We start from the raw sequence: 25,924 nt of genomic DNA, 5'->3' as shown, positions 1-25,924 counted from the left end.
GGGACCAAATGGTCCAACTGATGCGTTCCATCTAGTGACACCGCACGCCAGCGGCGTCCGAACAGGAGGAATCGTGTCCAACGACTATCGCAAGACTCCCGAGGCGCTCAGCCGCCTCACCCCACTGCAGTACCGCGTCACACAGGAGGACGGCACCGAGCCGTCGTTCCGCAATGAGTACTGGAGCAACCACGAGCCCGGCATCTACGTCGATGTCGTCTCGGGTCAGCCCCTGTTCTCTTCCACCGACAAGTACGAAAGCGGTACCGGATGGCCGAGCTTCACCAGGCCTATCCAGCCGGATGCCGTCCGGACCAAGACGGACAGAACGCTCTGAATGGAGCGGACTGAGGCCCGCTCCAGCGGTGCCGACAGCCATCTGGGGCACGTGTTCGATGACGGCCCCGCCGAGGCTGGGGGCCTGCGCTACTGCATGAATTCCGCAGCCCTCCGCTTCATCCCCGTGGCCGAACTCGATGCCGAGGGGTACGGCGAGTATCGCTCGCTGTTCGACACTACTGACACAACTGAGGAGAACGCATCATGACCAGCGGCATTCAGGACACCGGACAGATCACCAGCACGCCGGGCACTGAGACAGCTGTCATCGCCGGCGGATGTTTTTGGGGCATGCAGCAGCTCATTCGTCGCCGGCCCGGTGTGCTGCAGACGCGTGTCGGTTACACCGGCGGTCGGAACAGCCACGCCACGTATCGAGACCATCCGGGTCACGCCGAAGCTCTGGAGGTCGTCTTCGACCCGGCCAAAACGACCTATCGAGACATCCTGGAGTACTTCTTCCAGATCCATGACCCGACGACACCCACCCGGCAGGGTAACGATGTCGGTCTGAGCTACCGTTCCACGATCTTCCCACTCACACCGGAGCAGGCGCAGATCGCCCGCGACACTATTGCGGACGTGAACGCTTCAGGCGCGTGGCCGGGCAGAGTAGTCACCACTATCGAGTCGGCAGGTCCGTTCTGGGAAGCGGAGCCTGAGCATCAGGACTATCTGGAGCGTTATCCGAACGGGTACACGTGCCACTATGAGCGCCCAGAATGGGTGCTGTCGACCCGCTCGGCCCGGCCGGCGCGCGCGACGACAAGCTGATCAATGAATGGCAGAGGGCGTGCTCAGTTGCTGAGCACGCCCTCCTCTGCGGTTTTGAGTGTTCTCGCTGACCTGAGGGGCCTCGGCGCGATGCTTCAACAACCCTTATCGTCGGTCGATTCGCCAAATTGCTGGACGAGCATATCGGCGGGAGTAGGCACGTCATAGCGGCGGTTGGCTACGTAACTATCGTTGCGGAACCTCATCCCGGTTACATGGGCGGCTACGACTGTTCACCGCAACTCACGGGGATTCTTGTCACGCGCAGGGGATGTCCCGCGCAAGGATATTGTCGCCCTTCTTCATCGCTTGAACCTCTCACGGTCCGCGGCTCGAACTGCATGTGGGCGGCCTCAGACGACCGCCTCTTCGATGAGTTCGTAGATGTTCGCGCGGCGGAGATCGGCAGCGTGGAAGACGAGTCCGTCGCCCCTCGCTGGCGGCTCCGTTGCGACGTGCCGCACGCACGTCGCGGCGAGATCTCGCTCCTGGCCAGACATAATCACAAGGCCGATCACCGTCGTATCGGAACCGACCGTGTTCGTCGCGATCACGCTGACGCCACGGGTGATCCGGCGCGCCATACGATCGACACGTCGTCGAGACGCCCCGTGGGAGCCCCCGAAAACCGCGACCACCGTGCGGGGTTGGACCTCGCGCAACGACGCAACAACTTCATCTCGAATCCGTGCGGCCTCGGACCTCCGGGCGCGATAGCCCAGCTTTCCTGAGACATGGTATGCAGCCAATACCATCCGCTGGTCTTCGGCTGTCGGCACACCCGACGTAGACGGCACAAGTTCAAGCAAGGCCGCGTCGTCTCCGATCCGGATCGGAGATTTCACCTCAGACATGGCAGCGTCCCGGACGAAGCATTGACGTCCCCTGTATGAGGCCGCCCATTGAGACGGTACCGCTCAAGCCCGCTAGTTGATCAGCACTGATCGTCGAGACCTCCAAGTGCATCCTCCTTCACTACACGTCAGCCGGCGCAACGCTGTGCCGGCCATCTACGGCTATGAATGGACGTGGCCAGAACCATGGGCATCAAGCTCCGCGCGGACCCGATCCATGTCCAGCGCCCTGACCTGCCCGATCAGGTCCTCCAGCGCGGGCTTCGGCAGAGCCCCCGCCTGGAAGAACACCCGGATCGAATCACGATAGACCGCGACGGTGGGCAGCGCGCGGATGCCGGTGGAGATTGAAAGCCGAGTGGCAGCGTCGGCGTCCACCTTGCCAAACACAACGTCCGAATGCTTCTCGGACGCGGCCTCGTACACAGGTGCGAACGACCTGCACGCTCCGCACCACTCGGCCCAGAAATCGAGAATGACGATCCCATCGCGTTCTACGATCTCCCGGAAATTGTTGTCTGTTACCTCGACGGTCGCCATCATAAAGCCCTTCGGGTCGGCCAACCTGATTGGACTCAAGAGTCCAAAGGTTATCCTCCTCGATAACGTCCTAGGGCGCAAGGCTTAGCTACCAACCGACATCTGCTCGCGCGCATGCCCTGGGGCTCGACCCTGCGGCGGACAGTTCCCAACCATCGCGGTGTCTTGGACAGGCCTGCGGCACGTAGTGGCGGGCTCGCCGCGAGCCGTCGGACAGCGTGGTTTGCTGAGCCATTGCCCGCGCGAAAGCCCGTCGGTGTGTCCCGCGTGGCCGGGCTTGGTAGGGGCACGACGACGGTCCGCTCCCGTCGCCAGCCAACTGTCGGAATCCGTGAGGGGATGACGGTCGCGACCGCGACGGACACTGCGTGCGTGTCAGCTTCTGCTTCGCTGGCCTTTCTGCCGCGTCCTCACGGCAGCACGATCTCGAACGCCGGGTCTCCCGGGGCTCAGCACCCTGAGCAACTGCTTCAGGACGCCGAGGTCGCCGCGCACGTCCAGGCCCTCGGCGTCGAGGCCTCCGCCGGCGAGGCGGATGAGCCGCTCCTTGGTGAGGGTGAGATGCAATGCGGCGTCTGTGGCGGGTCGCGCTCCACGTAGACGAGCACGCCGTTGCGGAGCGTGCCGTGGAACGAGCGCCCCAGGTCCGACAGCGTGCCCGGAGCCTCTAGGTCGAACCTTTACCTTGCGCCTATTCGTTTTCCGGACCCGACTGCACCGGACGCGGGGATTTGGTCGCGCTCGGTTCGGGTCGATTGCCGCGGACTACGTAAATCACAATGGATCGCAAGCTCCCACCTACGTCGCGCGTTTCCACGCTGATGGAATTCGCGACCGCCGGCACTCCCTCTGAGTGATCGGTAAGGTCTAAAACAAGCAGCTGACCGAGTGGATCGCTGTTGACGTGATAGTCCGCTGCCTGACCGAAGTACGCATCCGCAATCGCTGGAAATGACGCGTCGCTCAGCTCCCGTTTGACCTCGGTGACGAAGCGCTTGCCACCCTCCCCCACCACGAGCACATCCACGCGCCCAGTGGAGATGTTAGGCACTTCCATGAACGTACTGTCTCCTAGGCCCGTCGCACCGAGGTACCAGAAGTAGTGCTCCTGCAGCGCTGCTTCTAACGGCGCTTTCCCCTTAGGGAACGGACGTGTGTACGGGGCGCGGTGGTCCGCAGCGAGCCTCAGGAAGCGCAGAGTCGAAGTCACGAGCTGCATGAACGCGGCTCCCGACGCCGTAGAGAAGGCGGGGTTGTGGAGCAGGCCATCTCTGATCTGACGGAGCAGTGCCCCTTCATTGGCCGACTCGATGGCGAGCCCGCTATCAGGGCTGAGGTGACTCGTGTGTGAGAGCTTTTGGCCCAACCAACCGCTCCACTTCTTTACGCAAGCCTCGTCCTGACGTGTGAGATGCCCAAAGAAACGAAGCCGATCTTCGACTGCCGCTAGTTCTCGTTCGGCCGCCTTCCACATGCTCTCAGACATCCCGAGGCCCCCGAGCGCACTCTCCCGACGAAGTCCCAGCAGCTCTTTCGCACTCAACCAAGCGAGCGCGTCCCGAATATCCTCAATCGATTCCACCATCGGCGCCAATTCGCTGGATGCCCGTTTGACCACCTCAAGGGCAACCGCTTCAGGTAGGCACTCCGACGCCCAGCTGGGACCCCAGCGTGCTCGAGCGGCAGCACGTACAGTCCTGCGAAGCGCTGAGGTCAGGGCGTCGAACTCGACTACTACATCGCTGAGGTAGCTGGAACCATCCCGCCCTTCGTCGAGTACGTCCGTGAGTTCTCGACGAAGGACGGCCGCGAGGTCTTCGACTTGCCAGCCCCCGACACTGTCGACGAGGCCAGCCCCTCGTAGAGCCTCTACTTCCGTCGCGTCCAGCTCATGAACTCCGGGGGCGGGGTTGCCCGATTCGTAGACGAGCCGGTCAAGCCGCGCACACACGGATACGCCAAGTTCTGTGAGCGTTTGCCGCAGCACCGTCCGAAAGGGCCGGGTCTCGTCCAGCTCGGCTTCGAACACTGGAGTCGCGTGGTGTGGATCAGCCCACGAGCTGCGGGACGGCCCCGTGGCGAACGTCGCGTCCTGCGCCAACAAACTTCCCCGAGATGCGTAGATGAGGCGGGGAGCGCGGGATTGCAGCACGAACCGCCGGCCAGCCTTGACCTCAGCGTGCACTTTCATACGGAGCTTGCCCATGCGCGCTGCGCTTGCGGGTGACGAGAGGGCGTCGAGATCGGTCAATACGACGAGGTTTCCCTCGACGTCTTCACCGTCGAGGAACGCATCCGCGTCCACGAGAACGAATCCAGCGCTGGACAAGACGTCTGCGGTCGCGAGGTAGCTGGAGCCGAGTTGAAGAAAGACGATACTGCTAACAGTGGTCTGCTCTGCGATTGAGTTAGCCCACCCTGGCCAATGTGCCTGGCTACTCGGCGAAGTCACAATAGCTCCAGCAGCGCAGCGGGACGGTACCCGCCATCTGTGGATTCCAATAGGCCCAGATCCACCAAGTGGCGGGTCGCATCGATCTCCGAGTCAGCGAACTCGTTGAACAGATCCGGAGCAGCGCGGAGCGCATCCAAGAGGACGGATTCAACGGGGTAGTAACCCTCGACGTGCCGGATCATCTCGACTATGTGGGCGTGCACCTCAGACTTCCAGGCGCTGAGCGCGCTCAGCACATCCCTGCGTGCCATGATCCGATTGGTCAAGTTGACTGGGAGCGTCTTGACGACGGTCGACGCAAGATGGCGATAGAGGTAGGCGTGCCCACCTGAGGCCTCGTACAGTGCGTCCAGCCCGCCTTCCGTTATGAATATGCCCATCCGCCGGCCCAGAGAGAGAGCAAGATCTGCCGCTTCATCCCGCTCGAGGGGACCGAGATACACCTTCCGTGCCCAGGAAAAGAATGGGTTCGGCCTACCGTGAAGTGTCCCGTCCTCCACAATCGAGCTAGTCAGACCTGCGAGGAGAAGGGACATGTTGTCGGACTCTTGGGTCAAGCTTCGAAGCGTGGCCAGCACCTGTGCAACCCGGGGCAGGTCAGCAGCCGCCGCCCCAGCTTTTCCGCTCGGTGTCACGTACTCGATCTCGTCCAGCATCAGTAGCACACGAGTCCCGCTCGAGCCGAGGTGTCGGAGAAGTTTCTGCACCGCGATCTTGAACTGCATGGTGCTTGGGAAGTCCGGAAGCTCCGCCAGTTCCTTCACGCGTAGTTCTTGACCCTTCAGCGCTTCCATCATGCGCAGGCGCAACAGAGCGAGCAGATCGTCGGTCGGGTCAACTGGCGGGGACGGTAGCGCCTCAAGATCGATGAGAACGGGCAGCACGCCGTCCGCACGCAGCTCATCCGAAAGCTCCAGAAGAATGCTGGTCTTTCCCGCTTTTCGGAGTCCAAAGATGCCTGCTGCCCGTTGGGCTAGTACATCTTCGCGCAGACTTTGGAGGACCGTTCTACGGCCGAAGAATGTGTCGCCCGACACGGGGGTCGTGACCTCGAAGAGATTGCGGATGTGGATGTGATTCTGGAGGAGTTCTATGAGCCCGAAGGAGTTCACGCTGTCCAGCTTGAATGGGATGGCTACTGTACGCAGATTCCTCCATTCGGCTAGCTTCGTTCCAAGACGCTCGTCGGGAGTCCAGATAAGGATGACGTCCGGCGTCACGACGTGTCGTTCGTCCTTGAGTTGGCGGAGCACTGCCTCATAGGAGCGCATCTGGAAATCCTCGTATGGCAGGTAGATCGCGAGCACCTCGCGGGTAAGCCCGAACGCGGACTCGATGGCTTCGCTGAACCGGATGCGGAGGTTCGCGCCACCGCTCAACGGGCCGCCCTTGATCAGTGATGCTCTGATGACCTGAGACCCCATGGATGCGAGCTGGCGCCGATGTTCCACCAGCGCCGGATATCTCGCCTCAACGGCTTCGAGCTCGCGTTGCAGCGCAACGCTCCGGGGCGCTTTAACAGCCCCCGAATGCCATCCGTAGTCATTGGAGAACGCCTCCGTCTCGCGTACCGCTTCCACGGGTGGCGTGCGAGCGACAGGTTCGTCGACCAAGAGCGTGGGATCAACACCGAGCGCCACTCCTAATCGCCGCACGACCGGCGGAGGCAAGACACTTGATGGCGAGCGTACATACTCGTTCATGTCCGCCAAGGCTTGGAGGACATCGCGGGTCTTGACGCCGCTCCGGCTCGCGAACTCGTGCACGCGCAATCGCGGGGTGTTCTCTTCTGCCACGATCTCCCCGTTGCCCATGAAGGTCTGATAAGTACGCGAACATGTTCACGCGTTGCGTCCACCGTATCGGCACCACGGCCTAGGACGTGTCTTCTCGGATGAAACCCCCGTTTACCGGCTTATGGGCTCAGTTGTCGAGGGCCGCCAGCGTCCCCTCGGGCCCGTGGCGATCTCTAAGAACTATTGTGCCTCTCCCTTCACAAGTCACGGGACACGGCGGCGTTCGCCTGTGACCCGGCTCCGCCGCTTTGCGTGTCTCGCAGAGATGACCATTTCTGCAATACCGCGTTTTGCGGGTCGGCACGATCTCAAGCCAATCTCCGCCGCCTGACCGTCTCGTGTTCAAATGCGCACAAGCTGACCTCTTTCAGGAGTGTCGCTACAGTCCATCCTGAGCCAGATGTTTGCCTACGCCGAGTGTCAACCGGCGAGCAGAACTCGCATATGCTGTACGGCGCGCTACTTGAAGCAGGCTGCGACCGGTCGGGACCGAGAAGGCGACTCCCCCAGGACTCATGCTCGGAGCGCGCGTCGCGAGAGCAGCTCGCGCGCCCAGGTTCCGTGGTCCGCGCCCGCTCGGGAGCAAGAAATCCCGTCAACCGCGACGGGCTTCCATCGATCAAACAGGATTCACGCGTATCCGGCTGTCGATGTCGAGCCGGTTCAATGGCTTCGTGCGCGACGTCAGCCTCCAGCGCATCGTTCGACTCGACGCGACGGTCCCTGCCGGAGCCAGTCCCTGACACCTGCGGGCCGGGCTGTCAGCCGACCTGACTCAACCCAATGTCCCTGACAGTGCCTGACATGCTAGTTCGGGCACCGGATAACGCTCGTGTGGCACACGGTGCAACAGGACTGGCTGCTCGGGCTGCCCCTCGACGAGGTCGAGCGGCTGCAGCGGGAGCGGATCCGGCGCGAGGTCGGGGACTTCACCGGGCTCGTCGACACGTGGGACGCCATCAACGAGGTCGTCATCATGCCGGTGTTCGACAACGGTCCGAACGCGATCACCCCGCTCGCGCTCGACCGCGGGCGCATCGCGATGATCCGGATGGCGTTCGAGGAGGCCCGCGCGACGAACCCGCACGCGACGCTGCTGCTCAACGACTTCGACCTGTCGACCGCGTACGAGTGCCTGATCGAGGGCGTGCTCGAAGCCGGCATCGCCGTCGACGCCATCGGGCTGCAGACCCACATGCACCAGGGGTACCGGGGCGAGGACGCCGTCCTGGCGATCGTCGACCGGTTCGCCCGGTACGGTCTGCCGATCCACCTGACCGAGACGTCACTCGTGTCGGGTGACCTCATGCCCGCCGACGTCGTCGACCTCAACGACCACCGGGTCCCCTCGTGGCCGTCGACACCCGAGGGCGAGGCGCGACAGGCCGACGACCTCGTGCGGCACTACCGGAGTCTGGTCGGGCACCCGGCGGTCGAGGCCGTCACCTACTGGGGCATCACCGACGCCGGTGCCTGGCTCGGCGCACCGATCGGGCTGGTCCGGGCCGACGGGACCCCGAAGCCGTCCTACGAGGCGCTGCGTCAGCTGGTCAAGGAGGACTGGTGGCACGCCCCGACCGTGTCCAGGACGGACGCGGACGGTCGGCTGGCGGTGCGCGGGTTCCGTGGCGAGTACCAGGCCACGGTCGGCGACGTCGCGACGCCCTTCACGGTCACGAGCACTCCGGACACGGTGCGCCTGGTCACGACGGGTCGCTGACGGCGCGGGCCGCTCGTTCGGCGTGCTCAGCTGGACGGGCGAGGTCCCGCAGCCGTCGGCCGCTCGCGCGGTCGTTCCACTCCGCACGCTGCGACGCTTCGCACGACCGGTGCGGACCGACGTGGTGCGCGGGCAGCCCGCACCGCCACCGGTCGAACGTGCTGGGGCACCGGTCACCGCGGTGCAGGTCGTCGGCGAGGCTCCCGCTGACGGTGTCGTGCTGGTCTTCCATGCATCCCTCGGTCGTGTGTCTCCCTCCTACAGACGAATCGAGGGGCACATTCGTCACGGAATGCGTCGGGATGCTCAGCGACGGGTGACGGACCGAGGGCCGACTGTCGGTCCCTACCCGGCAGTGGTCCCGGTCCGGTCGAGCATCCGCGCGGTCCACGCCCCGAGCGCGCGGTTCGCCTGATGCGCGAGCCACGATCCAGGCGCCATCCCGCTGAAGCCGTGGAACCCCCCGGGCCAGACGTGCAGCTCGGCGGCCACCCCGGCCGCCCACAGGCGTCCGGCGAACGCGACGGTCTCGTCCCGGAATACCTCGGCGCTGCCGCAGTCGATGTACGTCGGCGGCAATCCGGTCAGGTCCTCGGCACGTGCCGGGGCCGCTGCAGCCGACACCGCGTCCGTCCCCCGTCGGTCGCCGAGCAGGGCGTCCCAGCCGAAGCGGCACATCTCGCGGTCCGCGACCCCGACGCCGTCGAACTGGCGCGCGGACACGGTGTCCAGCCGGTCGTCGAGCATGGGGCTGACCAGCACCTGCGCCGCGATGCCCGGGCCGCGACGGTCCCGGGCGAGCAGGGCCGTCCCGGCGGCGAGTCCGCCGCCGGCGCTCTGCCCCACCAGGAACACCCGGTCCGGGTCGACGCCGAGTTCGGCGGCGTGCTCGGACACCCACACCAGGCCGGCGTAGCAGTCCTCGACCGGGGTGGGGTCGGGGTGCTCGGGCGCCAGGCGGTAGTCGACGCTCACGAGCACGACGTCGTTCGGGAACAGCCACTCGTCGTAGGAGTCCAGGTTGCCGAGGTGGTGGCCGAACACCATCCCGCCACCGTGGATCGTGTAGGCGCACGCGGCGGTCCCGGTTCGCCCGGTGCGCTGCACGACGGCCAGGGTGATCGGGTCGCCGCCGTACCCCGGCACGGTGATGCTCGAGCGCTCCAGACCCTTGCCCCGCAGGACCGCGTCGAGCTCGTCCTCGGTGGTGTCGAGCGCGCGCATCGCCGGCAGCGCCTCGGGCGTCAGCACCATCGGGCCGCGCTCGGCGAACGCGCGGAGCAAGGGCACGTACTCGGGGTCGAAGGGCGGACGGACGGCGGTGTCGGTGGTGGTGTCAGACATGCGTGGACTCCTGGTCAGCAGCGGGGACGGGACGGGACGGGGTGGAGCGGGGACGGACGGGCGCGGAGCGGGAACGGACGAGCCCGACCACGACGAGCAGCGCGGCGACGAGCGCCAGGGACAGGCCGGACACGGTGAGCGCACCCTGGAAGGCATCGAGCCGCGCGGGCGACCAGTGGGTGGTGGTGATGCTGCCAGCGACCAGTGCGGCCACGACGGTGCCGGTGACCGCCACACCCACGCCGCTCGCGAGTTCGCTCGCCGTGTCGACGAGCGCCGCGCCGACACCGGTCCGGTCGGCCGGCAGCCCCGTCAGCACGCTCGTGCCGGCGACCGCGCCGACGACCCGCATCCCGGCGGCGACCAGGACCAGCGCGACGACGACCCAGCCGTAGCCGAAGCGGCTCAGCGCCCCGAACACGGCCAGCCCGGACACGACGGCTGCGGCGCTCACCCAGGCGGCGCGGCCGAGGCCGAGCCGCTGCACGACCGGCCCGACGAACCGGCCACCGGCGAGCAGCACCACCACCTGGGGCAGCGTGCCGATCGCGGCGAGCGCCGGCGGCCAGCCCCAGGCGAACTGCAGTTGCAGCGTCACCAGGTACGACAGCCCCGCGACGGCCAGGCCCGAGGCGGCCTTGTAGGCCAGTCCGCTCGCCACGAGCGGGCGGGCGACCATGCGCAGGTCGAGGACGGGGTGGCGGGCCGTGGACACGCGGATCCCGAACCCGATGACGGCGGCGACGGTCGCCGCGACGGCGACCAGGGCCTCCCGGGAGGCCCATCCCGACTCCACGACGACGGTGGGGGTGAGCAGGACGCCCACCACCGCGGCGGTGCCGAGCAGCGCGCCGGTCACGTCGACGGGGTCGGGCCGCAGGTCCGACCGCTGGTCGGCGGCCACCCCGGTGGCGATCCCGACCAGGGCCAGGATCGCGATGGGCACGTTCGCCAGCAGCAGGACCTGCCAGGGCGCGACCGCGAGCACGAAGCCCCCGACGGTGGGGCCCACGGCGAGCCCGACCAGGCCGGCGGTGGAGATCACGGTGAGGGCACGCACGCGCAGGTCCTCGGCGGCGAACAGACGGAACGCCAGGGCCATCGAGCCCGGTGTCGTCATCGCGGCGGCGACCCCCATGAGCACCCGGACGGCGATGAGCTCCCCCGTCGAGTCGACGAACGCCGTCGCGGCGCTGGCTACGGCGAGCAGCACGAGCCCGACGAGCATCACGCGTCGGCGGCCGATCCGGTCGGCGACGGCCCCGAACAGCAGCATGAGGCCGCCGAACGCGACCGAGTACGCGCCGGTGACCCACTGCAGGCCGGTGGTGGAGGCGTGCAGGTCGCGGCCGATCGTCGGCAGGGCGACGGTGAGGATCGAGTTGTCGAGCATCTCGAACAGGAAGACGGCGGACAGGCCGGCGAGGGCGACCCAGGCGTCGCGCAGACGGGACGGGCCGTCGCGACCGGTGCTCGGGTTCGTGCTCGCGCTGGGCGCGGACACACGAGATGAAATGGGGGACACGGGGAACTCCTTCACGATCGTGAAGTGGCGTCCCGCTCGGGCCGCGTGTCCTCGTGCACCGGCGAGCGGTGCGCGTCTTTCCCTCAGTGGGACACCGTAGCCGACGCGGGACCGGTCGTCCAGGGCGTTCCCCGGGCATCGCCAGTGGGTCTGGTGCATGCTCGGACGAGGGGACCCCTTCGAGCGCACCGCGGTCGAGACCCGACCGGAAGGCGAGGATGGACCACGACGACTCGCTCTCCGGCGCCGAGGACGCGACGCTCGTCGTCCGTGCGGCCGACGGCGACGTGCGGGCGTTCGAGGTCCTGGCGCGACGACACGGTCCGCTGATGCGGGTGTTCGCCGCCAAGATGCTCGGCTCGAACCTCGAGTCCGACGACGTCGTGCAGGAGTCGTTCCTGACCGCATGGCGACGGCTGTCGGAACTCGAGACGCCCGCACGCTTCCGCCCGTGGGTGACGCAGATCATCACGCGCAAGGCCCTCGACCGAATCCGCGCGCGTCGGCACCACGACGACGTGGATGCCGTCGACCCGGCAGCTGATGCCGTGCACTCGCCGGAGCGTATCGTGGAAGCGCGACTGCAGCTCGACGCGGTGTGGGAAGCGCTCGACAAGCTCCCCGAGGACCAACGCCGGTGCTGGCTGCTCCGCGAGACGGCCGGGTACAGCTACCAGGAGATCGCCGACGCCCTCGAGTTGCCGACCTCGACCGTCCGGGGGCTGCTCGCCCGGGCCAGGCGGTTCCTGCTCCAGGAGATGGAGGCATGGCGATGACGTTCGACGATGTCCCTGTGCCCGAGGACGACCTCGACGGCCACACGATGGAGGAACTCGGCGCGTACCTCGACCGCGGGCGCACCCCGCGGGACCCCGCCATCGAGGCCTCCCCTGCGTGCCGGCTCGCCCTGTCCGGCATGCAGCGACTGCGCGAGCTGTCGTGGGACGCCATGCAGCACCGGGCCGACGCCGAGCCAGACCGTGACTCGGTTTGGATCTCCGGTCTGCTCGAGACGATCCGCTCCGAGGTCCGCGCCGGTCGGGACGTCCCCGTGGCGCACCCGGACCCGCTGCTGCGCCTGACGATCACCGAGGCGGCCGTACGCGGGCTGGTCCGGCGGACCGGCGACACCATGGGCGGTGTCGTGATGGGACGGTGCACGCTCGACGGCGAACTCGGCGTCCCCGGTGCCCCGATCCGCGTCGAGGTCACCGCGAGCATCGCGTACGGACTCGTCGCCGACCAGACCGCCGAGCGGCTCCGTGCCCGGATCGAGGACGCCCTCGCCCGCCACACGGACCTGCGCATCGACCGCATCGACGTCGTGTTCGACGACGTCCACGTCCCCTGAGGAGCACGGTGCCCGACGACCAGGACCTGTCGCAGCGCCTGACCGCGCTGCTCCGCACGATCGACGGCGTCGACGACGTCTTCCCCGCCCAGCCCGTCGTCGAGGCGGCAGCCGACGCCATCGCGGTCAAGCTCGCGCTGCGGCAGCCCGACGTGCTCGTCGACATCGACCGATCGGGCGGCAGCGATGCCGGCAGCTCGGTGACCGTCAGGGCCGGCATCGCGGCCGACGACGGACGACCCGCCGGCGACACGCTCCGCGAGGTCGGCGAGCGCGTGCGGGACGAGCTCACCGCCGCTGGCGAGCACCCTGACCTGATCACGGTCTCGGTCCGGGTGATCGAGGGGTTGGGGGCTCCCGCTCCGGCACCCCCGGCGGGTCTGCCGTCGACCGAGACGTCGGCGCTGCCGTCGGCCGAGCCGTCGGCCGAGCCCTCGGTCGAGCCGTCGGCCGAGCCGTCGGCTCGGAGTGAGGGTAGCCTGGCCTGAGAAACCCCAGGTCAGGGCAGCCTTCCCTGGCTGGCGGACCGGGCGTTCGAGTGCTTTCCTGGTCCACATGGCCACCATCTCCGTCCCCGCACTGCCGAGCGTCGCACCCCGTGAGTCCACGAGCGCGGCCCGGCTCAACTGGTTGCGCGCCGGGTTGCTCGGCGCGAACGACGGCATCGTCTCCGTCGCCGCGGTCGTCGTCGGCGTCGCTGGTGCCGGCGCACCCGTCGGACCGGTCCTCGCGGCGGGCGGCGCGGCGCTGGTCGGGGGTGCGGTGTCGATGGCGCTCGGCGAGTACGTCTCGGTGAGCGGAGCACGCGACGCCCAACGGACCGGGCAGGCGGCGCACGCGGCACGTCGGGCGACGGACGCGGCCGAGCCCTCCGACATCGTCGCCGCCTACCGGGCCATCGGTGTCTCCGAGGCCGCGGCGCGTTCCATCGCCGACGAGCTCGGTCGCCCCGAGGTCCGCGAGCGCTGGGTCGCCGCCGAGGAACAGGCAGCGCAGGACGACGTGGTGAGCCCCTGGCGTGCAGCGTGGGTGTCTGCGGCGACCTTCACCGTCGGCGGCCTGCTGCCGTTCCTCGCGACGCTGCTCGTGCCCGCCTCGGTGCGGATCGCCGTGGTCGTCGTGGCCGTGCTCGTCGCGCTGGCGGCGACGGGCACCACGGGTGCGGTGCTCGGCGGCGCACCCCGGGGCCGTGCGACACTGCGGGTCGTGATCGGTGGAGCGGCAGCACTGGCGGCGACGTGGCTGGCGGGGACACTGCTCGGCGCGCACGCGCTCTGAGGCTCGAGTCCGCCCCACCCAGGGGACGGACCAGATCACGCTGGCCACGACGACGGGACTGACGATGCTGATCCAGGTCTGTGGGCTGCCCGGCGCTGGCAAGTCGACGCTCTCCGCTGCGATCGCTGAGCGACTGCCCGCGCAGACGCTCCGGGTGGACGCGATCGAAGCGGCGATGTGGAAGTACGGGATCCCGCCGGAGCAGTCGGGGATCGCGGCGTACTCGGTGATGCACGCGATCGCCGTGCCGAACCTGCGCCGCGGGCAGACCGTCCTCGCCGACGCCGTCAGTGGTGTCGAGCCCGCGCGCGCCGGGTGGGTGTCGGCCGCACGGGAGGCCGGTGCCCAGCTGCGGGTGATCGAGGTCGTGTGTCCTGACCCCGAGGAGCACCGGCGGCGCGTTGAGCAGCGGGTGAAGGACCTCCCCGACTTCACCCTGCCGACGTGGGACGACGTGCAGCGCGCCGAGGAGCAGTACGTGCCCCGCACCGACGAGCGTCTCGTGGTCGACAGCACCCGTCCGCTCGAGCAGACCGTCCTCGAGGCGCTCGAGTTCCTCCGCGCGCGCGCCTGACGACGGGGCGAGGGCGCCTGCTTCGAGTTCGGGTCTGGAAGCAGGCGCCCTCGTCGTCCGGCTCCGCGGGGGCGCTCGTCGCACGACGTCGCCCCGTCGCAGCGCCGGGTGGCGGTCGCCTGGGTGGGGCTGGACCGCTCCGCAACGATACTCCTAAGTGGAGTGATCTCTCCACATGAGAAGCGGCTAGGTTGCTGCCATGTCGGAGATCCCTCGCGTGCGAGCGGAACGTGTCGAAGTGCGGCGCAGTCGCGAGGCGATCCTCGCGGCAGCGGAAGCCCACTACGCGGTCAAGGACGCCGACCCGTCGATGGTGCAGTTGGCGCAGCTCGCCGGTGTCGGGATCGCCACGCTCTACCGCCGGTACGCCAGCGTCGACGACGTCATCCGGGAACTCCACGCCCGACTCCTCGGCAACTTCGCTCGGGTGGAGGAGATGGTCGCCGCACGGTCCACCGCGTGGGACGCCGTCGTCGCGCTGGTGATGGGCATCGTCGACGTCCTGCAGGAGCACCCCGCGATCCCGCGCCTCAACCGGAAGATGGTGGCGCTGGACGACAGCGACCGGTTCACCTCGACGTGGAACGACCAGCTCGACGCACTGGTCCGGGCCGCGCAGGACGAGGGGTCACTCCGACCCGACGTCACCGCGAACGACGTGACGTTCGCCGCCTTCCGCATCGGCAGCTACTCGAACCTGCCCCCGGACGACGCCGGGCGCATCATCGGCAGACAGGTCGGCATCGTGCTCGACGGTCTCCGCGCCGACGGCAGCCGCAACCCGCTGCCCGGCGAGCCCATCTCGATGCGCGACCTGCAGGGCATCTTCCGGCACGAGGCCGATCACCCTGTCGAGTGACGTCATGAGACGGGTCGCGCCGCGGCTGCCCGCCGTCGCCGACGCCGCGCGCGGAGGACCAGGAGCACCGCGAGGAAGCAGACGGCACTGGCCACCAGGAAGCCTGCGCCGACCCACGTCGTGACGAACGTCCGATGACCGAACAGCGCGTCCAGCAGGAGGCCGATGCCCACGGCGGCCCCGGTGAGCAGCGTTGCGCTCAGCGGCTCGAGCCAAGGCTCCGACCGGAGCGACGCACCGTCGACGGGCAGCCCCTGGTCCGAGCGGGCCCGTGCGGTCTGCTCGCGCTCGCGGATCGTGATCCCGATCGCCGGTCCCCAGAAGGCGATCATCGCCTGGTTGCCGTCCGGGTCCAGCAGGATCAGGACGGCGGCCGTCACGACCGCGCCGACCAGGTACCACCAGGGGAAGACACGGCGGATCGGGACCGCCAGGTGTCCGCGCTGCCGGGCCCCGTCGTCGCTCACACAGGTTGTCTACACCCCTACGGGGTAGGCGGACACGGTAGGTGGTGTCGTGGACGGAGCGCGTTGTGGATCGAGTGATCGGCTGGAGCACCGTCGCCGTCGTCACAGCGGTGACCGCCCTGCTCCTGACCCTGATGCAGGTGAGCAGCTGTGCCGATGCCGCGCCGGGCGGCGGCGGGACGAGTTCCTGCACGACGCAGCCACTGATCGGAGTCGCGGGCTCGTGGATCGCCGGTGTCGTCGGTGCCGCCGTGGTCGGTGTCTCCGTCTGGCAGATCGCCCGAGCCACTCGGTCTCGCGCGCAGGACGAGGACTGAGCGGGCGCTACCCCGGACGCTTGTGCGACCGCGAGATGGCGTAGCGACGCAGCCGCGTCCCCTCGCGGAGTTCGGTGGCGAGGAGCACCGCGTCGTAGTGCTCGAGCGTCCCGATCGAGCCCGCGTTGTCCTCGCGGCAGACAGCGACCACGGGGTCGATCCCGACGCGTGCCGCATGTGCGAGCACCTGGCCCAGGGCCCACGTCGCGACGCCGCGGCCTCGTGCCGACGGGCGGATCCCGTACCCGACGTGGCCGAGCAGCTGCACGCTCGGATCGCCCGGAGCGCGGAGTGCGATCCCACCGAGGACCCGCCCGTCCTCGACGATCCACCAGAGCACGCCGGGCTCAGCGCGCAGTCGACCGACCCACGTGCGGAACCCGTCGTCGCTGTCGACGTCGTCGTGTGCGGCGATCCCGAACCCGTCCTCGTGCAGGCCCGGACCCCACTCGGCGTGGGCCTCGGCCCACGCCTCGTGCAACGCCGACTGCGGACGCACCAACTCGAGCATGTCCCAGTGTCGCAGCGAAGTGGCGCCAGCGGCGATCGGCTGACCGCTTTCCCCGTCACGCACAGCGCTCGAGCGCGAACGACGTCGGGCTGCCGAAGCCGCCCCGCCCGCCGAAGCCGCTCGTGGCGCTCCCCCACCGGTGCACCACCGTGCAGCCGAGGTCGGCTCCCGCCTGCCGGACCGGGTCGTGCACCCGTGAGGACGCCGCGACCACGAGCAGGTGCACCCGGCCGCTGTGCACCATGGACTCGATCTGCGCCGTCGTGAACACCGGTGCCTGCCCGGAGAACCCGCCGTCGGTCAGGACCTCGTCCCCGGTGGTCTCGATGACGTCGGCCGACACCCGCCACGAGTCGGTCAGGAACAGCGGCGCTCCGCCCCGGCCACCGCCGTCCTGCTCGGCATCGCCGACGAGGGAGGCTTCCGACGCGGGCAGCGACAGCCGCCCGCCCACGATGGCGGGTGCCGACACGTGGAACCCGGACGTCGTCCCGGACCCGCCACGCGCGACGGAGCCGCCGCGGGCGTCGAGACGACTCCGCGTGCCGACACCACCCGCGCGAGCGACGCCCACCGCCCCGGCACGCGCCGGCTGTACGAACTGCCCGAACTGCCCCGGCACGGCGCCGACCGAGGCGTCTCCACCGCTTCCGTCCCGCGCGGCGTCGAGCGCCTGCAGCGAGAAGCACGCCGGCCCCGCCACCACCGCGGTGACGAGCAGCGCCGCAGCCACCCGACGGGACAGACGACCAGCACCGGCACCGGCCACGACACCAGCGCCGGTACCGGGAGCCGGGAACGTCCCCGACCGCAGTCCGACGACGAGCACCGCCACGAGGGCCACGCCGGTCACGCCGACCGCGGCCCCTCCGAGCAGCACGGGCTCGTCGCTCGCCGACGCGAGCCACACCCACCACGCCCCCTGCACCACGAGCAGTCCTGCCGGCACGGCCAGCAGGCGCCGGTCCGACGCCGTGACGCACCGAGCAGCACCCGACCAGCCGACGGCGGCGAGCACCGCGAGCTGCACACCGACCGCCGCGACATACGCGGTGTGCGGGAGCCGCAGGACGGACAGCACCACACTCGCGGTGACCAGCCACACGACCAGCGTGACGAGCGTGGCGGAGGCAGGTCGGGCCTCCCGATCGGTGCGAGCGCGCCACCAGCTTGCGGCACCGATGCCGACACCGACGAGTGCTGCTGGCCACGACCATCCCACCTGCGAGGCGTACCGCGCGGAGAACAGCTGTAGCAGGTCCCGGTGCCCGCCGCCGGCCCCGAAGTGCCGGGCGGCACCTCCGACGGCGTGCCCGACGGCATGACCGACCGCGCCGAGCGCCCCGACAGCTCCGGGCCAGAGCCCGGGCAGGAACCGGTCGACGCCGTTGTACCCGAACACCATCGCGAAGACGTCGTCGTCGGTCGACCCGTCGAAGTACGGGTGAGCGGACGTCGGCAGCAGCGCCAGCACGACCGACCAGGACAGCGACGCGACCACCGCGGCGCCGACGAGCACGGCCGCGTGCCCGATGCCGCGCCGCACGCGTGCCCCGCCGGTCCCGGACGCGACGACCGTGCCGACGACGAGCGCGGGCAGGATCAGCCACGCCTGCAGCATCTTCGCCTGGAACCCGACGCCGACGAAGAGCCCCGACAGCAGCAGCGGCCACCACGTCCCGGCGAGCGCCGCCCGCTGCCACCACACCAGCGCGACGGCGAGCGCCATGGTGAGCAGGCCGTCCTCCATCGGGTGGCCGAACATCGACACGAAGATCGGCGTGCTCGCGGCGAGCGCTGCCGCGACCAGCCCGACGCGCGATCCCGCCCAGCGGAGTCCGACGAGCGAGACGGCCCAGACGGTGACGATGCCCTCGAGGACCTGCGGCAACGCCAGGGCCGCCGTCGACATGCCGAAGACCCGCACGCTCACCGCCTGGGGCACCGCGAAGCCCGCCAGCTTGTCGAGGGTCACGGTCGCGCCGGGGTCGAACGCGCCGCTCAGGAACGCCGGCCACGACTCGGACATCGACCGGGCAGCCGCGGCGTAGAACTCCGAGTCACCCCCGCGGGCCAGGTTCCAGCTCGTCAGCACGGCGCCGAGGACGATGATCGCGGCGAGCGTCAGGCGCTCGTGCCTGGGCTGCTGGGTCCAGCGCGCGGTGCGCATGTGGAAGCCGTTCGTGCGGGTCATGGTGGGAACTGTCCCGCCGCTGCCGATGATCCAGCCGCCAGCGGCGGCTCGTTGGCCTGCAGTTCGTTCAGGACGACGGACAGGAGGCTCGTGGCGGCGCCGCCACGAGCCTCCTGTCCGTCACGTCGTCGGTCCCGGCACCGCTGGCGACGCCCCCGCGGCCCTGCTGCGCAGCGCTCGGAGGACCCGCACGAGCGTCGCCCACTGCGCGCCGCTCGCCGCGAACGGCCGTCCGAGTGCTGCCCGCGGTGCCAGGACGAGGTGCCCCCGGTCGAGGTCGATCCAGATGCCGAAGTCCTGGTCCTGTCCGCGCACGGTGTGCGTCGCGACGTCGATCCGCCGGATCCGCTGCCACGGCAGGTCGTGCACCGGACGATCCGCATGGGAGGACCAGCCGTGTAGGCCGTCGGAGTCGACCGTCCAGAGCACCGGCGCGGGGTCGGACAGCTCGTCGGGTTCGCGGATGGACGGCGTCGTCACGGGCAGGTGGAGCGCGACGTCGTCGCCCCTCGCGCGGATGCGGGCGAGGACCCGGCGGTCCCGTCGTCCCGACCACCAGGCAGCGAGCGCGACGACCGGGCCGGTGACGACGAGCACGGGTGGGACGAGGACGACGGCCCCGATGCGCTGTGTGTGCTCCCACAGGTCGGCGACCCACTCGAGGTGCAGTGCCTCGGCCCACAGCAGGAGGGCACCCGCGGCGGTGAGGGCGCCGAGCGTGACGAACAACCACCGTGCGGGCGGGACGACCCCGTCGCGCAGGCGCTGCAGCCAGGGCACGTCGGGTTCGTCGGGCGCGTCGGGCTCGTCGGGCTCGTCGGGCTCGTCGGGGTCGTCGGGCTCGTCCACGGGGCCAGCCTGGCACGGCGGACCCGACTCGGGTGGCCACGGTGGACGGGGTTCCGACGGGGTCGCACCGCTGACGCGACATGGCGGCAGCGAACGCGCGGCGCAGAACACGCTCCGTTGTCGCTTTCGCTGCCACCACCCCGCGCAGCCACCACCCGCGCTGCCACCACCCCGCGACCGCGCGAGCCCGCCGCACTCCTCGGCAGCGCCGGAGTCGTTCCCGAAAGCGACATGGCGGCAGCGAATGCGCGGCGCAGAACACGCTGCGTTGTCGCTTTTGCTGCCACCACCCGCGCGAGCGCGCCGCCGCTACCCCGCCGCGGTGCGGTAGGCCTCAGCGGCGGCCGTGGGTACCCGGACCAGGGTGCCGTCGAGCTGCTCCTCGAGCCGGACGAGCCCCATCCGCCGCAGGTACGGCGTCTTCCGTCCCGATCCGGTGCGCTCGGCGACGACGTCCGGTGCGACGGTGAACTCCTCGACGTTCCGACCACCGGACGCGTACGACCAGTCCACGAAGTCGAAGACCGGCCACCACGTCCACCCACGCACGTCGACCCCGGCGTCGGCGAGCGAGCGGACCGCGACGACGGAGTCCCGCACCCAGGCCGACCGGACCGCGTCGTCGCCCTCGATCGACGTCTCGGTGACGACCATCGGCAGCCCGTACCGCGCGTCGAACCGGGTGAGGGACTCCACGAGGCCCTCGGTCCAGCGGTCGTGGGCGTGCTGCACGGTGCCGTCGGGTCCGTCCTCGAGCCGCCGAGGTGACAGGTCCGGGTAGTAGTTGACGCCGAGCACGTCGATCGTCACGGCGCCGTCGACGAGCTCGTCCAACGCTGCGGCGGACGCCCCGTGGGACAGCAGCCAGGCGTGGGACGGGTGCATCGCGTCGACGCGGCCGAGGACCAGGTCGGTCGGCAGGAAGCCGAGCGCCTCGAGCATGGCCGCCTCGGCGACGAGCGCCGACGCGCGGGACGACGACGCCGCCGCCGGTGCCGCCGACGACGCCACCGTGACCAGCGATGAGGCCTCCACGTGCACGATCACGGCATCCGGGTTCGCGGACCGGACCGCGGCGACGGACTGCTGCAGACCCGCGGCGATCCCGAGCACGACGCGGGTCCACCCGTCCCACCCGGTCAGCGCCGGAGGCCACACCCCGCGCAGCCCGGCGAACGACGCGGTCGTGATCGGCTCGTTGAGCGGGGTCACGTGGTCGACCACACCCGCGTACCGTCCGGCGAACGCCCCCGCGAAGGACGCGACCGCCGCCGGGTACCCCGGGTCCGCGAACGACTGCTCGAGCCACGTGGGCGTGCCGTAGTGCACCAGGTCCGCGATGACGGTGATCCCGAGCGACGCCGCGTACGCCAACCGCTCGTCGAGGACCGCCCAGTCGAACACACCCGGTGCGACGTGCACCCGCGGCCAGTCCACGCCGTAGCGCAGCGCGGTGGCGCCGAGGGCGGCCACGGTGTCGAGGTCCTCGCGCCAGGCACGGTCGTGCCCGGTCAGCTCGTGCTCGTCGAGCGGGGCCATCGCGAAGTGCGCGGGCGGGTAGACGCACGTGTCCTCGATGCCCGCGACGAAGGTGAAGGTCCCCGGGGCGAAGGCGCGGACCCGCGGAGCGACCCCCGCACCCGGCCGGGTCGGCTCGCTCACTTCAGCCCCGTGGTCGCCACACCGGCGACGAAGAACTTCTGTGCGAAGAAGAACCCGACGGCGATCGGCAGCAGCGAGATCACCGCACCGGCCAGCAGGACCGCGTGGTCGGTCACGTGCGCTCCCCCGAACAGCGTCAACCCGGCGGGCAGCGTCAGCATGTCGTTCGAGGTCGTGACGACGAGCGGCCAGAGCAGGTCGTTCCACAGCGCCATCCCGTTCAGCACGGCGACCGTGGCGATCGCGGGCTTCGCGAGCGGCAGGATGACCTGCCAGTAGATGCGCCAGTGTCCGGCACCGTCGATGCGGGCAGCCTCGTCCAGCTCGACGGGGATGTCGATGAAGAACTGCCGGAACAGGAAGATCCCGAACGCGCTCGTCGCCCGCGGGATGATGAGCCCCTGGTAGGTGTTCAGCCAGCCCAGGTGGAACAGCTCCACGAACACCGGGATGAGCGTCACCTGGAACGGCACCATGAGCGTGGCGATGACGAGCACGAACGCGACGTTCCGCCCGACGAACCGCATCCGCGCCAGCGCGTAGGCGCACATCGAGTCGAAGAACAACGTCAGCACGGTGGTCACGACGGTGAACACGAACGAGTTGAGCAGCAGGCGCAGGAACGGCAGCTGCTGCCAGACGCCGACGTAGCCGTGCAGCGTGATGCTCGTCGGGAACAGGCTGGCCGGGTGGCCGAACAGGTCCGACTCCGATCGGAACGAGCCGCTCACCATCCAGACGAACGGCACGAGCGCGACCACGAGTCCGATGCCGAGGTACACCCACTTCAGGACGGAACCGGTGCGAGCGGCACCGGTCCGGCGGCCGTGTCGCCGGTCGCGGGTGGGGTCCGGACGGGAGGCCCGGGCCGGCTCCGTCAGGGACGGTCGCCGGACGCGCGCCTCAGTCGACATCGTCGTAGCGGAAGAGCCGGAGCTGCAGGAGGGAGATGAGCATGATGATCACGAAGAGGACCCAGGAGATGGCCGACGCGTAGCCGGTCTGGTAGTTGACGAACCCGTCGCGGTAGAGCAGGTTCACGAGCGTGTCCGTGTGGAAGACCGGTCCGCCGCCGGTCATGACGTACACGAGGTCGAAGACCTGGAATGACTGGATCGTCAGGATCATCGACGTGAAGAGCATGGTCGGGCGGATGCTCGGCAGGGTGATCCGCCAGACGGTCTGCCAGCGGTTCGCGCCGTCGAGCTCGGCTGCCTCGTACCGTTCGGCGGGCACGCCCTTGAGTCCGGCGACGAACAGGATCATCGCGAAGCCGATGCTCTTCCAGACCGACACGAAGACGATCGTCGGCAGGGCGAGTGTGGTGGACTGCAGCCAGGCGACGCTCGGCAGTCCGAGGGCCGCGGTGATGCCGCCGACCAGACCGATGTCCGGGTCGAGCAGGAACTTCCACACCAGGCCGATCGTGACGAGCGACACGATCGTCGGGAAGAAGAACACCGACCGGACGATCCGGTTCGCCAGGGTGTCCCGCTGCAGCAGCAGTGCCGCGACGAACCCGAGGACGACGAGCAGCACGACGGACACGATCGTGTACTCGAGCGTGATCCGCAGGGCGTTCCAGAACTGCTGGTCGTGGAACAGCTTCGTGTAGTTGCCGAACCCGACGAACGGCTGCGACACGGCGCCGACCGTCCAGTCGAAGAACGAGTAGTAGAGCGACCGCAGGATCGGGAAGACCACGAACGCGCCCAGGATGAGCAGCGACGGGGCCATGAAGAGCCAGGCCGGCTGGAACCGGCGCGCTCGGCGGCGGGTGGGGCGGGCCTCCAGTCCGGTGTCCCTGCCGGAGGCGGGGGCCCCGCCACGCGGTTTGCGTGGCGGAGCCGCCCCGGTGAGCTGGTCGGTCACTGGCCGCAGCCGGTGAGGCCGTCGATCGTCTGACCGGCGCTCTTCGTGGCGTCGTCGATCGACTTGCCGCGGGTGATCTCGCCGATCAGCGGGACGTAGCCGTCGGAGTCGACCTTGGTGGCGTTCGGTACGTGCGGCAGGTACAGCCGCGCGTCCGGGACCTGGCTGGCGAAGACCGACACGGTCGGGTCGGCCTTGAGCTGGGCGTCGTCGGACAGGTCGGTGCGCAGCGGCGGGAACCCGGTCTGCAGCGAGAACTTCTGCTGCGCGGTCTTCGACGTCCAGTAGGCCAGGAACTCCTGTGCCTGCTTCGGGTACTTGGTCTTCGCCGAGATCGACAGCGGCGCGATCGAGCCGAGCGTCGAGGACTTGCCGTCGACGCCGACCGGGACCTTCACGATGCCGAGGTCGATGCCCGCCGACTTGTAGCCCGAGGCAGCCCACGGTCCGTTGATCTCCATCGCGGCCTTGCCCGCCGAGAAGAGCGAGTCGGCCTCGGCACCGGTGAGCCCGACGGGGCTGACCTTGTCCTTCGCGACCAGGTCGGCCCAGGTCTTCAGGCTCTGCTTGCCGTCGCTCGACTGCACGACGCTGCAGTTCTTGCCGTTGACGATGTCGCCGCCCTCGAGCCACTGCAGCACCGGCCACATCTGGATCGTCTGGTTGTCGGCCAGCGCGATGCCGTACTTGCCGTCCGCGGTCAGCTTCTGCGCGTCGGTCGCCATCTCGGCGACGGTCGACGGCGGGTTCGTGATGCCGGCCGCCTCGAAGAGCTTCTTGTTGTAGTACAGGCTCAGCGTGGCGAAGTTGGCGGGGACGCCGTAGAGCTTGCCGTCGTAGGTGAACTCCTTGACGGTGCCCGGGGCGAACTCGGACGTGTTGATCTTGCTGTCGCCGCTGCCGGTCATCGTGATCGGCAGCACGGAGTTCGTCTTGACGTACTGCGCGACGGCGTTCGGGTCCGAGCTGACGGCGGCGACGTCCGGGCCCTGGCCGGTGAGCCAGGCGCTGGGCAGCTTCTGCTGGATCGTGTCCCACGGCTGGACGGTCATGTCGATCTTGATGTCCGGGTGGGACTTCTCGAAGTCCTTGACGATCGTGGCGTAGCCGGGGCGGTCGCCGCCGGTGAACCCGGTCCAGACCTTGAGGGTGGCGGGGCCGTCGGTGCTGGCGTTGCCACCGGCCGAGCAGCCGGACAGGGTGAGGGCCGCCACGGCGGCGACGGCGCCGATCGCGAGGGTCGTGCGTGCGTGCTTCATCGGGGAACGCTCCTTTGCGTTGCTGTGCTCGCAGGGGTGATGCGGGGTGGGGTGGGTGTTCGGTGTCGTGTTCGGTGCTGTGCGTTGGGTGTCGGGTGCGGTGGTGCTGGGTGGTGTGGTGCGGGGTTCGTCGGTCAGGTTCGGACGCGTTCCGCGTCGGGGTCGCAGCCGCACGAGGCGCGGACGACGAGCTCGACGGGGAGTTCGGTGCGGGCGGGCTGGCCGCCACGGTGGTCGACCAGGTCGAAGAGCCGCTCGGTCGCGATGCGGCCCATCTCCTCGGCGGGGACGCGCACGGTCGTGATGCCCGGAGTCGTGACGCGGGCGAGCCCGAAGTCGTCGAACCCGACGACGGCGACGTCGCCGGGGACGTCGACGCCCGCACGGCGCAGGGTGTGCAGGCCACCGACCGCCATGTCGTCGTTCGCGAACACGACGCCGTCGGGTCGGGTGCCGGCGTCACCCGCGAGCATCTGCTCCATGGCGGCTGCGCCGGACGTCTCGGACAGGTCGCCCTCGATCACCGTGACGTCGGTCAGGCCGTGCCGTTCGGTGGCACGCAGGAAGCCCTGGCGGCGGTCGAGGCCCGTCTGGTGGTCGAGTGTGCCCGTCACGTGCAGCAGGCGGCGACGACCGTGGACCTCGACCAGGTGGTCGACCAGACGTTCGGTCGCGGTGACGTCGTCGATGCCGACCGTGACCGCGTCGGCCAGGTGCGGGTAGTTGCCGATGAGCACGGCGGGCAGGCCGCTCGCCACGAGCCCCTGCACGTGGTCGTCGTCGACCGCGGCGCTGGTGACGATGGCGCCGTCGGCCGTCCGGGAACGCATGACCCGCTCGTACGCGACGTCGCCCGAGCTGGCGTCGGCGTTCGTGGACACGATCACCTGGGCGTCGTGGGCGTTCGCCGCGGTCGACATCCCCGTCAGCACGTGCATGAAGTAGAGGTGTCCGAACACGTGTGCGGACGAGTTCGGCACGATGAGCGCCACGGCGTCGGCGCGCTGGCTGCGGAGTGCCCGGCCGGCCGAGCTCGGGACGTAGCCGAGTTCGTCGGCGGCCTGCTTGACGGCGGCGCGGGTCTTCTCGCTGATGCGCTCGTGCCCGGAGAGCGCCATGCTGGCGGCGGCGGACGTCACGCCGACCTTCGCGGCCACGTCCTTGAGGGTGACGGACTTCGGCATGGGGGTCGCCTCCTTCGAGTCGGTTGCTTTATCGATTAACTGGTCACATCATGCACGTGCTTAATCGATGAAGCAAGCCCCGGATCGCATCCGCCGTGGTCGACGGCCCGAATCGGACAGCCGAAGCGACATCGTGGCACCGGATGCGACGCGCGAAGGGTGCCGCCATGTCGCTTCCGCTGCCGGGTCACTCGCGAGCA

25 protein-coding genes and 1 pseudogene are annotated in these 25,924 nt (G+C 69.3%); 10 read left to right on the top strand and 16 right to left on the bottom strand.

The genetic code is table 11. The features are described from left to right. Positions 1-73: 73 nt before the first annotated feature. Together msrB and msrA are read left to right on the top strand one after the other, a co-directional pair. Positions 74-547: pseudogene (gene msrB, locus DEJ13_RS03840) on the top strand (peptide-methionine (R)-S-oxide reductase MsrB). Continuing rightward, the gene (gene msrA / locus DEJ13_RS03835; protein ID WP_111106881.1) at positions 544-1,113 is read left to right on the top strand and encodes a peptide-methionine (S)-S-oxide reductase MsrA; all 570 of its coding nucleotides are present in this window, start codon (positions 544-546) and stop codon (positions 1,111-1,113) included. The pseudogene msrB and the gene msrA overlap by 4 nt, the downstream one beginning before the upstream one ends. 353 nt (positions 1,114-1,466) lie before the next feature. Here msrA and DEJ13_RS03830 read toward each other — a convergent pair whose 3' ends face one another. The 4 genes from DEJ13_RS03830 to DEJ13_RS03815 all read right to left on the bottom strand — a co-directional run bounded on the left by DEJ13_RS03830 (position 1,467) and on the right by DEJ13_RS03815 (position 6,758). After that, positions 1,467-1,958, bottom strand: a complete 492-nt coding sequence (locus DEJ13_RS03830; RefSeq protein ID WP_146245237.1) for a hypothetical protein — start codon at positions 1,956-1,958, stop codon at positions 1,467-1,469. Between the two features lie 171 nt (positions 1,959-2,129). Beyond that, on the bottom strand, positions 2,130-2,507 hold the full coding sequence (locus tag DEJ13_RS03825; RefSeq protein ID WP_111106947.1) for a thioredoxin family protein: 378 nt from the start codon (positions 2,505-2,507) through the stop codon (positions 2,130-2,132). 691 nt (positions 2,508-3,198) lie between these two features. Then, positions 3,199-4,812, bottom strand: a complete 1,614-nt coding sequence (locus tag DEJ13_RS03820; RefSeq protein WP_111106878.1) for a hypothetical protein — start codon at positions 4,810-4,812, stop codon at positions 3,199-3,201. A gap of 143 nt (positions 4,813-4,955) precedes the next feature. Then, positions 4,956-6,758, bottom strand: coding sequence for an ATP-binding protein (locus tag DEJ13_RS03815; protein WP_146245236.1), 1,803 nt, complete (start codon positions 6,756-6,758; stop codon positions 4,956-4,958). 832 nt (positions 6,759-7,590) lie between these two features. Here DEJ13_RS03815 and DEJ13_RS03810 point away from each other — a divergent pair. Beyond that, on the top strand, positions 7,591-8,478 hold the full coding sequence (locus DEJ13_RS03810; RefSeq protein WP_502868723.1) for an endo-1,4-beta-xylanase: 888 nt from the start codon (positions 7,591-7,593) through the stop codon (positions 8,476-8,478). Here DEJ13_RS03810 and DEJ13_RS03805 read toward each other — a convergent pair. The 3 genes from DEJ13_RS03805 to DEJ13_RS03795 form a co-directional block, all read right to left on the bottom strand. Then, positions 8,462-8,710, bottom strand: coding sequence for a hypothetical protein (locus tag DEJ13_RS03805; RefSeq protein WP_111106874.1), 249 nt, complete (start codon positions 8,708-8,710; stop codon positions 8,462-8,464). The genes DEJ13_RS03810 and DEJ13_RS03805 overlap by 17 nt on opposite strands. Positions 8,711-8,823: 113 nt before the next feature. Continuing rightward, positions 8,824-9,822 carry an alpha/beta hydrolase gene (locus tag DEJ13_RS03800; protein WP_111106873.1) on the bottom strand — a complete coding sequence of 333 codons (999 nt, stop codon included), beginning with the start codon at positions 9,820-9,822 and terminating at the stop codon, positions 8,824-8,826. Further along, the gene (locus tag DEJ13_RS03795) at positions 9,815-11,326 is read right to left on the bottom strand and encodes an MFS transporter (protein WP_258374092.1); all 1,512 of its coding nucleotides are present in this window, start codon (positions 11,324-11,326) and stop codon (positions 9,815-9,817) included. The genes DEJ13_RS03800 and DEJ13_RS03795 overlap by 8 nt, the downstream gene beginning before the upstream one ends. A gap of 239 nt (positions 11,327-11,565) precedes the next feature. Here DEJ13_RS03795 and DEJ13_RS03790 point away from each other — a divergent pair, with 239 nt between their 5' ends. The 6 genes from DEJ13_RS03790 to DEJ13_RS03765 all read left to right on the top strand — a co-directional run bounded on the left by DEJ13_RS03790 (position 11,566) and on the right by DEJ13_RS03765 (position 15,409). Beyond that, the gene (locus tag DEJ13_RS03790; RefSeq protein WP_056122537.1) at positions 11,566-12,123 is read left to right on the top strand and encodes an RNA polymerase sigma factor; all 558 of its coding nucleotides are present in this window, start codon (positions 11,566-11,568) and stop codon (positions 12,121-12,123) included. Further along, positions 12,114-12,698 (top strand): Asp23/Gls24 family envelope stress response protein, encoded by a 585-nt coding sequence (locus tag DEJ13_RS03785; protein ID WP_056122539.1) that lies wholly within the window; start codon positions 12,114-12,116, stop codon positions 12,696-12,698. The genes DEJ13_RS03790 and DEJ13_RS03785 overlap by 10 nt, the downstream gene beginning before the upstream one ends. 8 nt (positions 12,699-12,706) lie before the next feature. Next, complete coding sequence (locus tag DEJ13_RS03780) at positions 12,707-13,186, top strand: hypothetical protein (RefSeq protein WP_111106871.1); 480 nt, start codon at positions 12,707-12,709, stop codon at positions 13,184-13,186. 67 nt (positions 13,187-13,253) lie between these two features. Beyond that, positions 13,254-13,976 (top strand): VIT1/CCC1 transporter family protein, encoded by a 723-nt coding sequence (locus DEJ13_RS03775; protein WP_111106870.1) that lies wholly within the window; start codon positions 13,254-13,256, stop codon positions 13,974-13,976. Positions 13,977-14,040: 64 nt separating this feature from the next. Further along, the gene (locus DEJ13_RS03770; RefSeq protein ID WP_111106869.1) at positions 14,041-14,550 is read left to right on the top strand and encodes a P-loop nucleotide/nucleoside kinase family protein; all 510 of its coding nucleotides are present in this window, start codon (positions 14,041-14,043) and stop codon (positions 14,548-14,550) included. 199 nt (positions 14,551-14,749) lie between these two features. Further along, complete coding sequence (locus tag DEJ13_RS03765; RefSeq protein WP_111106868.1) at positions 14,750-15,409, top strand: TetR/AcrR family transcriptional regulator; 660 nt, start codon at positions 14,750-14,752, stop codon at positions 15,407-15,409. 2 nt (positions 15,410-15,411) lie between these two features. Here the strand turns inward: DEJ13_RS03765 and DEJ13_RS03760 are convergent, their stop codons facing one another. Beyond that, positions 15,412-15,876, bottom strand: coding sequence for a hypothetical protein (locus DEJ13_RS03760; RefSeq protein WP_111106867.1), 465 nt, complete (start codon positions 15,874-15,876; stop codon positions 15,412-15,414). Positions 15,877-15,941: 65 nt separating this feature from the next. On the opposite strand from DEJ13_RS03760, the gene DEJ13_RS03755 reads away from it, so the two are divergent. Continuing rightward, a complete protein-coding gene (locus DEJ13_RS03755; protein WP_146245235.1) occupies positions 15,942-16,193 on the top strand; it encodes a hypothetical protein in 252 nt (83 codons plus the stop codon). Between the two features lie 7 nt (positions 16,194-16,200). Here the strand turns inward: DEJ13_RS03755 and DEJ13_RS03750 are convergent, their stop codons facing one another. The 8 genes from DEJ13_RS03750 to DEJ13_RS03715 all read right to left on the bottom strand — a co-directional run bounded on the left by DEJ13_RS03750 (position 16,201) and on the right by DEJ13_RS03715 (position 25,724). Continuing rightward, positions 16,201-16,704, bottom strand: a complete 504-nt coding sequence (locus DEJ13_RS03750; RefSeq protein ID WP_111106865.1) for a GNAT family N-acetyltransferase — start codon at positions 16,702-16,704, stop codon at positions 16,201-16,203. Positions 16,705-16,759: 55 nt separating this feature from the next. Beyond that, the gene (locus DEJ13_RS03745) at positions 16,760-18,898 is read right to left on the bottom strand and encodes an ArnT family glycosyltransferase (protein ID WP_111106864.1); all 2,139 of its coding nucleotides are present in this window, start codon (positions 18,896-18,898) and stop codon (positions 16,760-16,762) included. Between the two features lie 120 nt (positions 18,899-19,018). Next, complete coding sequence (locus tag DEJ13_RS03740) at positions 19,019-19,747, bottom strand: hypothetical protein (protein WP_181437024.1); 729 nt, start codon at positions 19,745-19,747, stop codon at positions 19,019-19,021. Between the two features lie 309 nt (positions 19,748-20,056). Further along, positions 20,057-21,409, bottom strand: coding sequence for a family 1 glycosylhydrolase (locus DEJ13_RS03735; RefSeq protein WP_111106861.1), 1,353 nt, complete (start codon positions 21,407-21,409; stop codon positions 20,057-20,059). Beyond that, positions 21,406-22,323, bottom strand: coding sequence for a carbohydrate ABC transporter permease (locus DEJ13_RS03730; protein ID WP_220037579.1), 918 nt, complete (start codon positions 22,321-22,323; stop codon positions 21,406-21,408). The genes DEJ13_RS03735 and DEJ13_RS03730 overlap by 4 nt, the downstream gene beginning before the upstream one ends. Further along, positions 22,313-23,281 (bottom strand): carbohydrate ABC transporter permease, encoded by a 969-nt coding sequence (locus DEJ13_RS03725; RefSeq protein ID WP_220037578.1) that lies wholly within the window; start codon positions 23,279-23,281, stop codon positions 22,313-22,315. Before DEJ13_RS03725 ends, DEJ13_RS03730 begins: the two co-directional genes overlap by 11 nt. After that, complete coding sequence (locus DEJ13_RS03720) at positions 23,278-24,540, bottom strand: sugar ABC transporter substrate-binding protein (protein ID WP_111106860.1); 1,263 nt, start codon at positions 24,538-24,540, stop codon at positions 23,278-23,280. Before DEJ13_RS03720 ends, DEJ13_RS03725 begins: the two co-directional genes overlap by 4 nt. 134 nt (positions 24,541-24,674) lie before the next feature. Beyond that, entirely contained in the window at positions 24,675-25,724 is a 1,050-nt protein-coding gene (locus tag DEJ13_RS03715) for a LacI family DNA-binding transcriptional regulator (protein WP_111106859.1), read from the bottom strand. Positions 25,725-25,924 lie beyond the last annotated feature (200 nt).

The sequence above is a fragment of the Curtobacterium sp. MCLR17_007 genome, from assembly GCF_003234655.2.
Lineage (GTDB): Bacteria > Actinomycetota > Actinomycetes > Actinomycetales > Microbacteriaceae > Curtobacterium.
Note: the sequence above shows the minus strand (reverse complement) of the source record. Positions and strands in the feature narration are given on the sequence as shown.

Excerpts from the sequence above, each read along its gene's own strand:
- msrA (WP_111106881.1), top strand. The coding sequence starts at position 544 with ATGACCAGCGGCATTCAGGACACCGGACAGATCACCAGCACGCCGGGC.
- DEJ13_RS03825 (WP_111106947.1), bottom strand. The coding sequence starts at position 2,507 with ATGGCGACCGTCGAGGTAACAGACAACAATTTCCGGGAGATCGTAGAA.
- DEJ13_RS03805 (WP_111106874.1), bottom strand. The coding sequence starts at position 8,710 with ATGGAAGACCAGCACGACACCGTCAGCGGGAGCCTCGCCGACGACCTG.
- DEJ13_RS03800 (WP_111106873.1), bottom strand. The coding sequence starts at position 9,822 with ATGTCTGACACCACCACCGACACCGCCGTCCGTCCGCCCTTCGACCCC.
- DEJ13_RS03790 (WP_056122537.1), top strand. The coding sequence starts at position 11,566 with ATGGACCACGACGACTCGCTCTCCGGCGCCGAGGACGCGACGCTCGTC.
- DEJ13_RS03785 (WP_056122539.1), top strand. The coding sequence starts at position 12,114 with ATGGCGATGACGTTCGACGATGTCCCTGTGCCCGAGGACGACCTCGAC.
- DEJ13_RS03775 (WP_111106870.1), top strand. The coding sequence starts at position 13,254 with ATGGCCACCATCTCCGTCCCCGCACTGCCGAGCGTCGCACCCCGTGAG.
- DEJ13_RS03770 (WP_111106869.1), top strand. The coding sequence starts at position 14,041 with ATGCTGATCCAGGTCTGTGGGCTGCCCGGCGCTGGCAAGTCGACGCTC.
- DEJ13_RS03765 (WP_111106868.1), top strand. The coding sequence starts at position 14,750 with ATGTCGGAGATCCCTCGCGTGCGAGCGGAACGTGTCGAAGTGCGGCGC.
- DEJ13_RS03750 (WP_111106865.1), bottom strand. The coding sequence starts at position 16,704 with ATGCTCGAGTTGGTGCGTCCGCAGTCGGCGTTGCACGAGGCGTGGGCC.
- DEJ13_RS03745 (WP_111106864.1), bottom strand. The coding sequence starts at position 18,898 with ATGACCCGCACGAACGGCTTCCACATGCGCACCGCGCGCTGGACCCAG.
- DEJ13_RS03730 (WP_220037579.1), bottom strand. The coding sequence starts at position 22,323 with ATGTCGACTGAGGCGCGCGTCCGGCGACCGTCCCTGACGGAGCCGGCC.
- DEJ13_RS03720 (WP_111106860.1), bottom strand. The coding sequence starts at position 24,540 with ATGAAGCACGCACGCACGACCCTCGCGATCGGCGCCGTCGCCGCCGTG.
- DEJ13_RS03715 (WP_111106859.1), bottom strand. The coding sequence starts at position 25,724 with ATGCCGAAGTCCGTCACCCTCAAGGACGTGGCCGCGAAGGTCGGCGTG.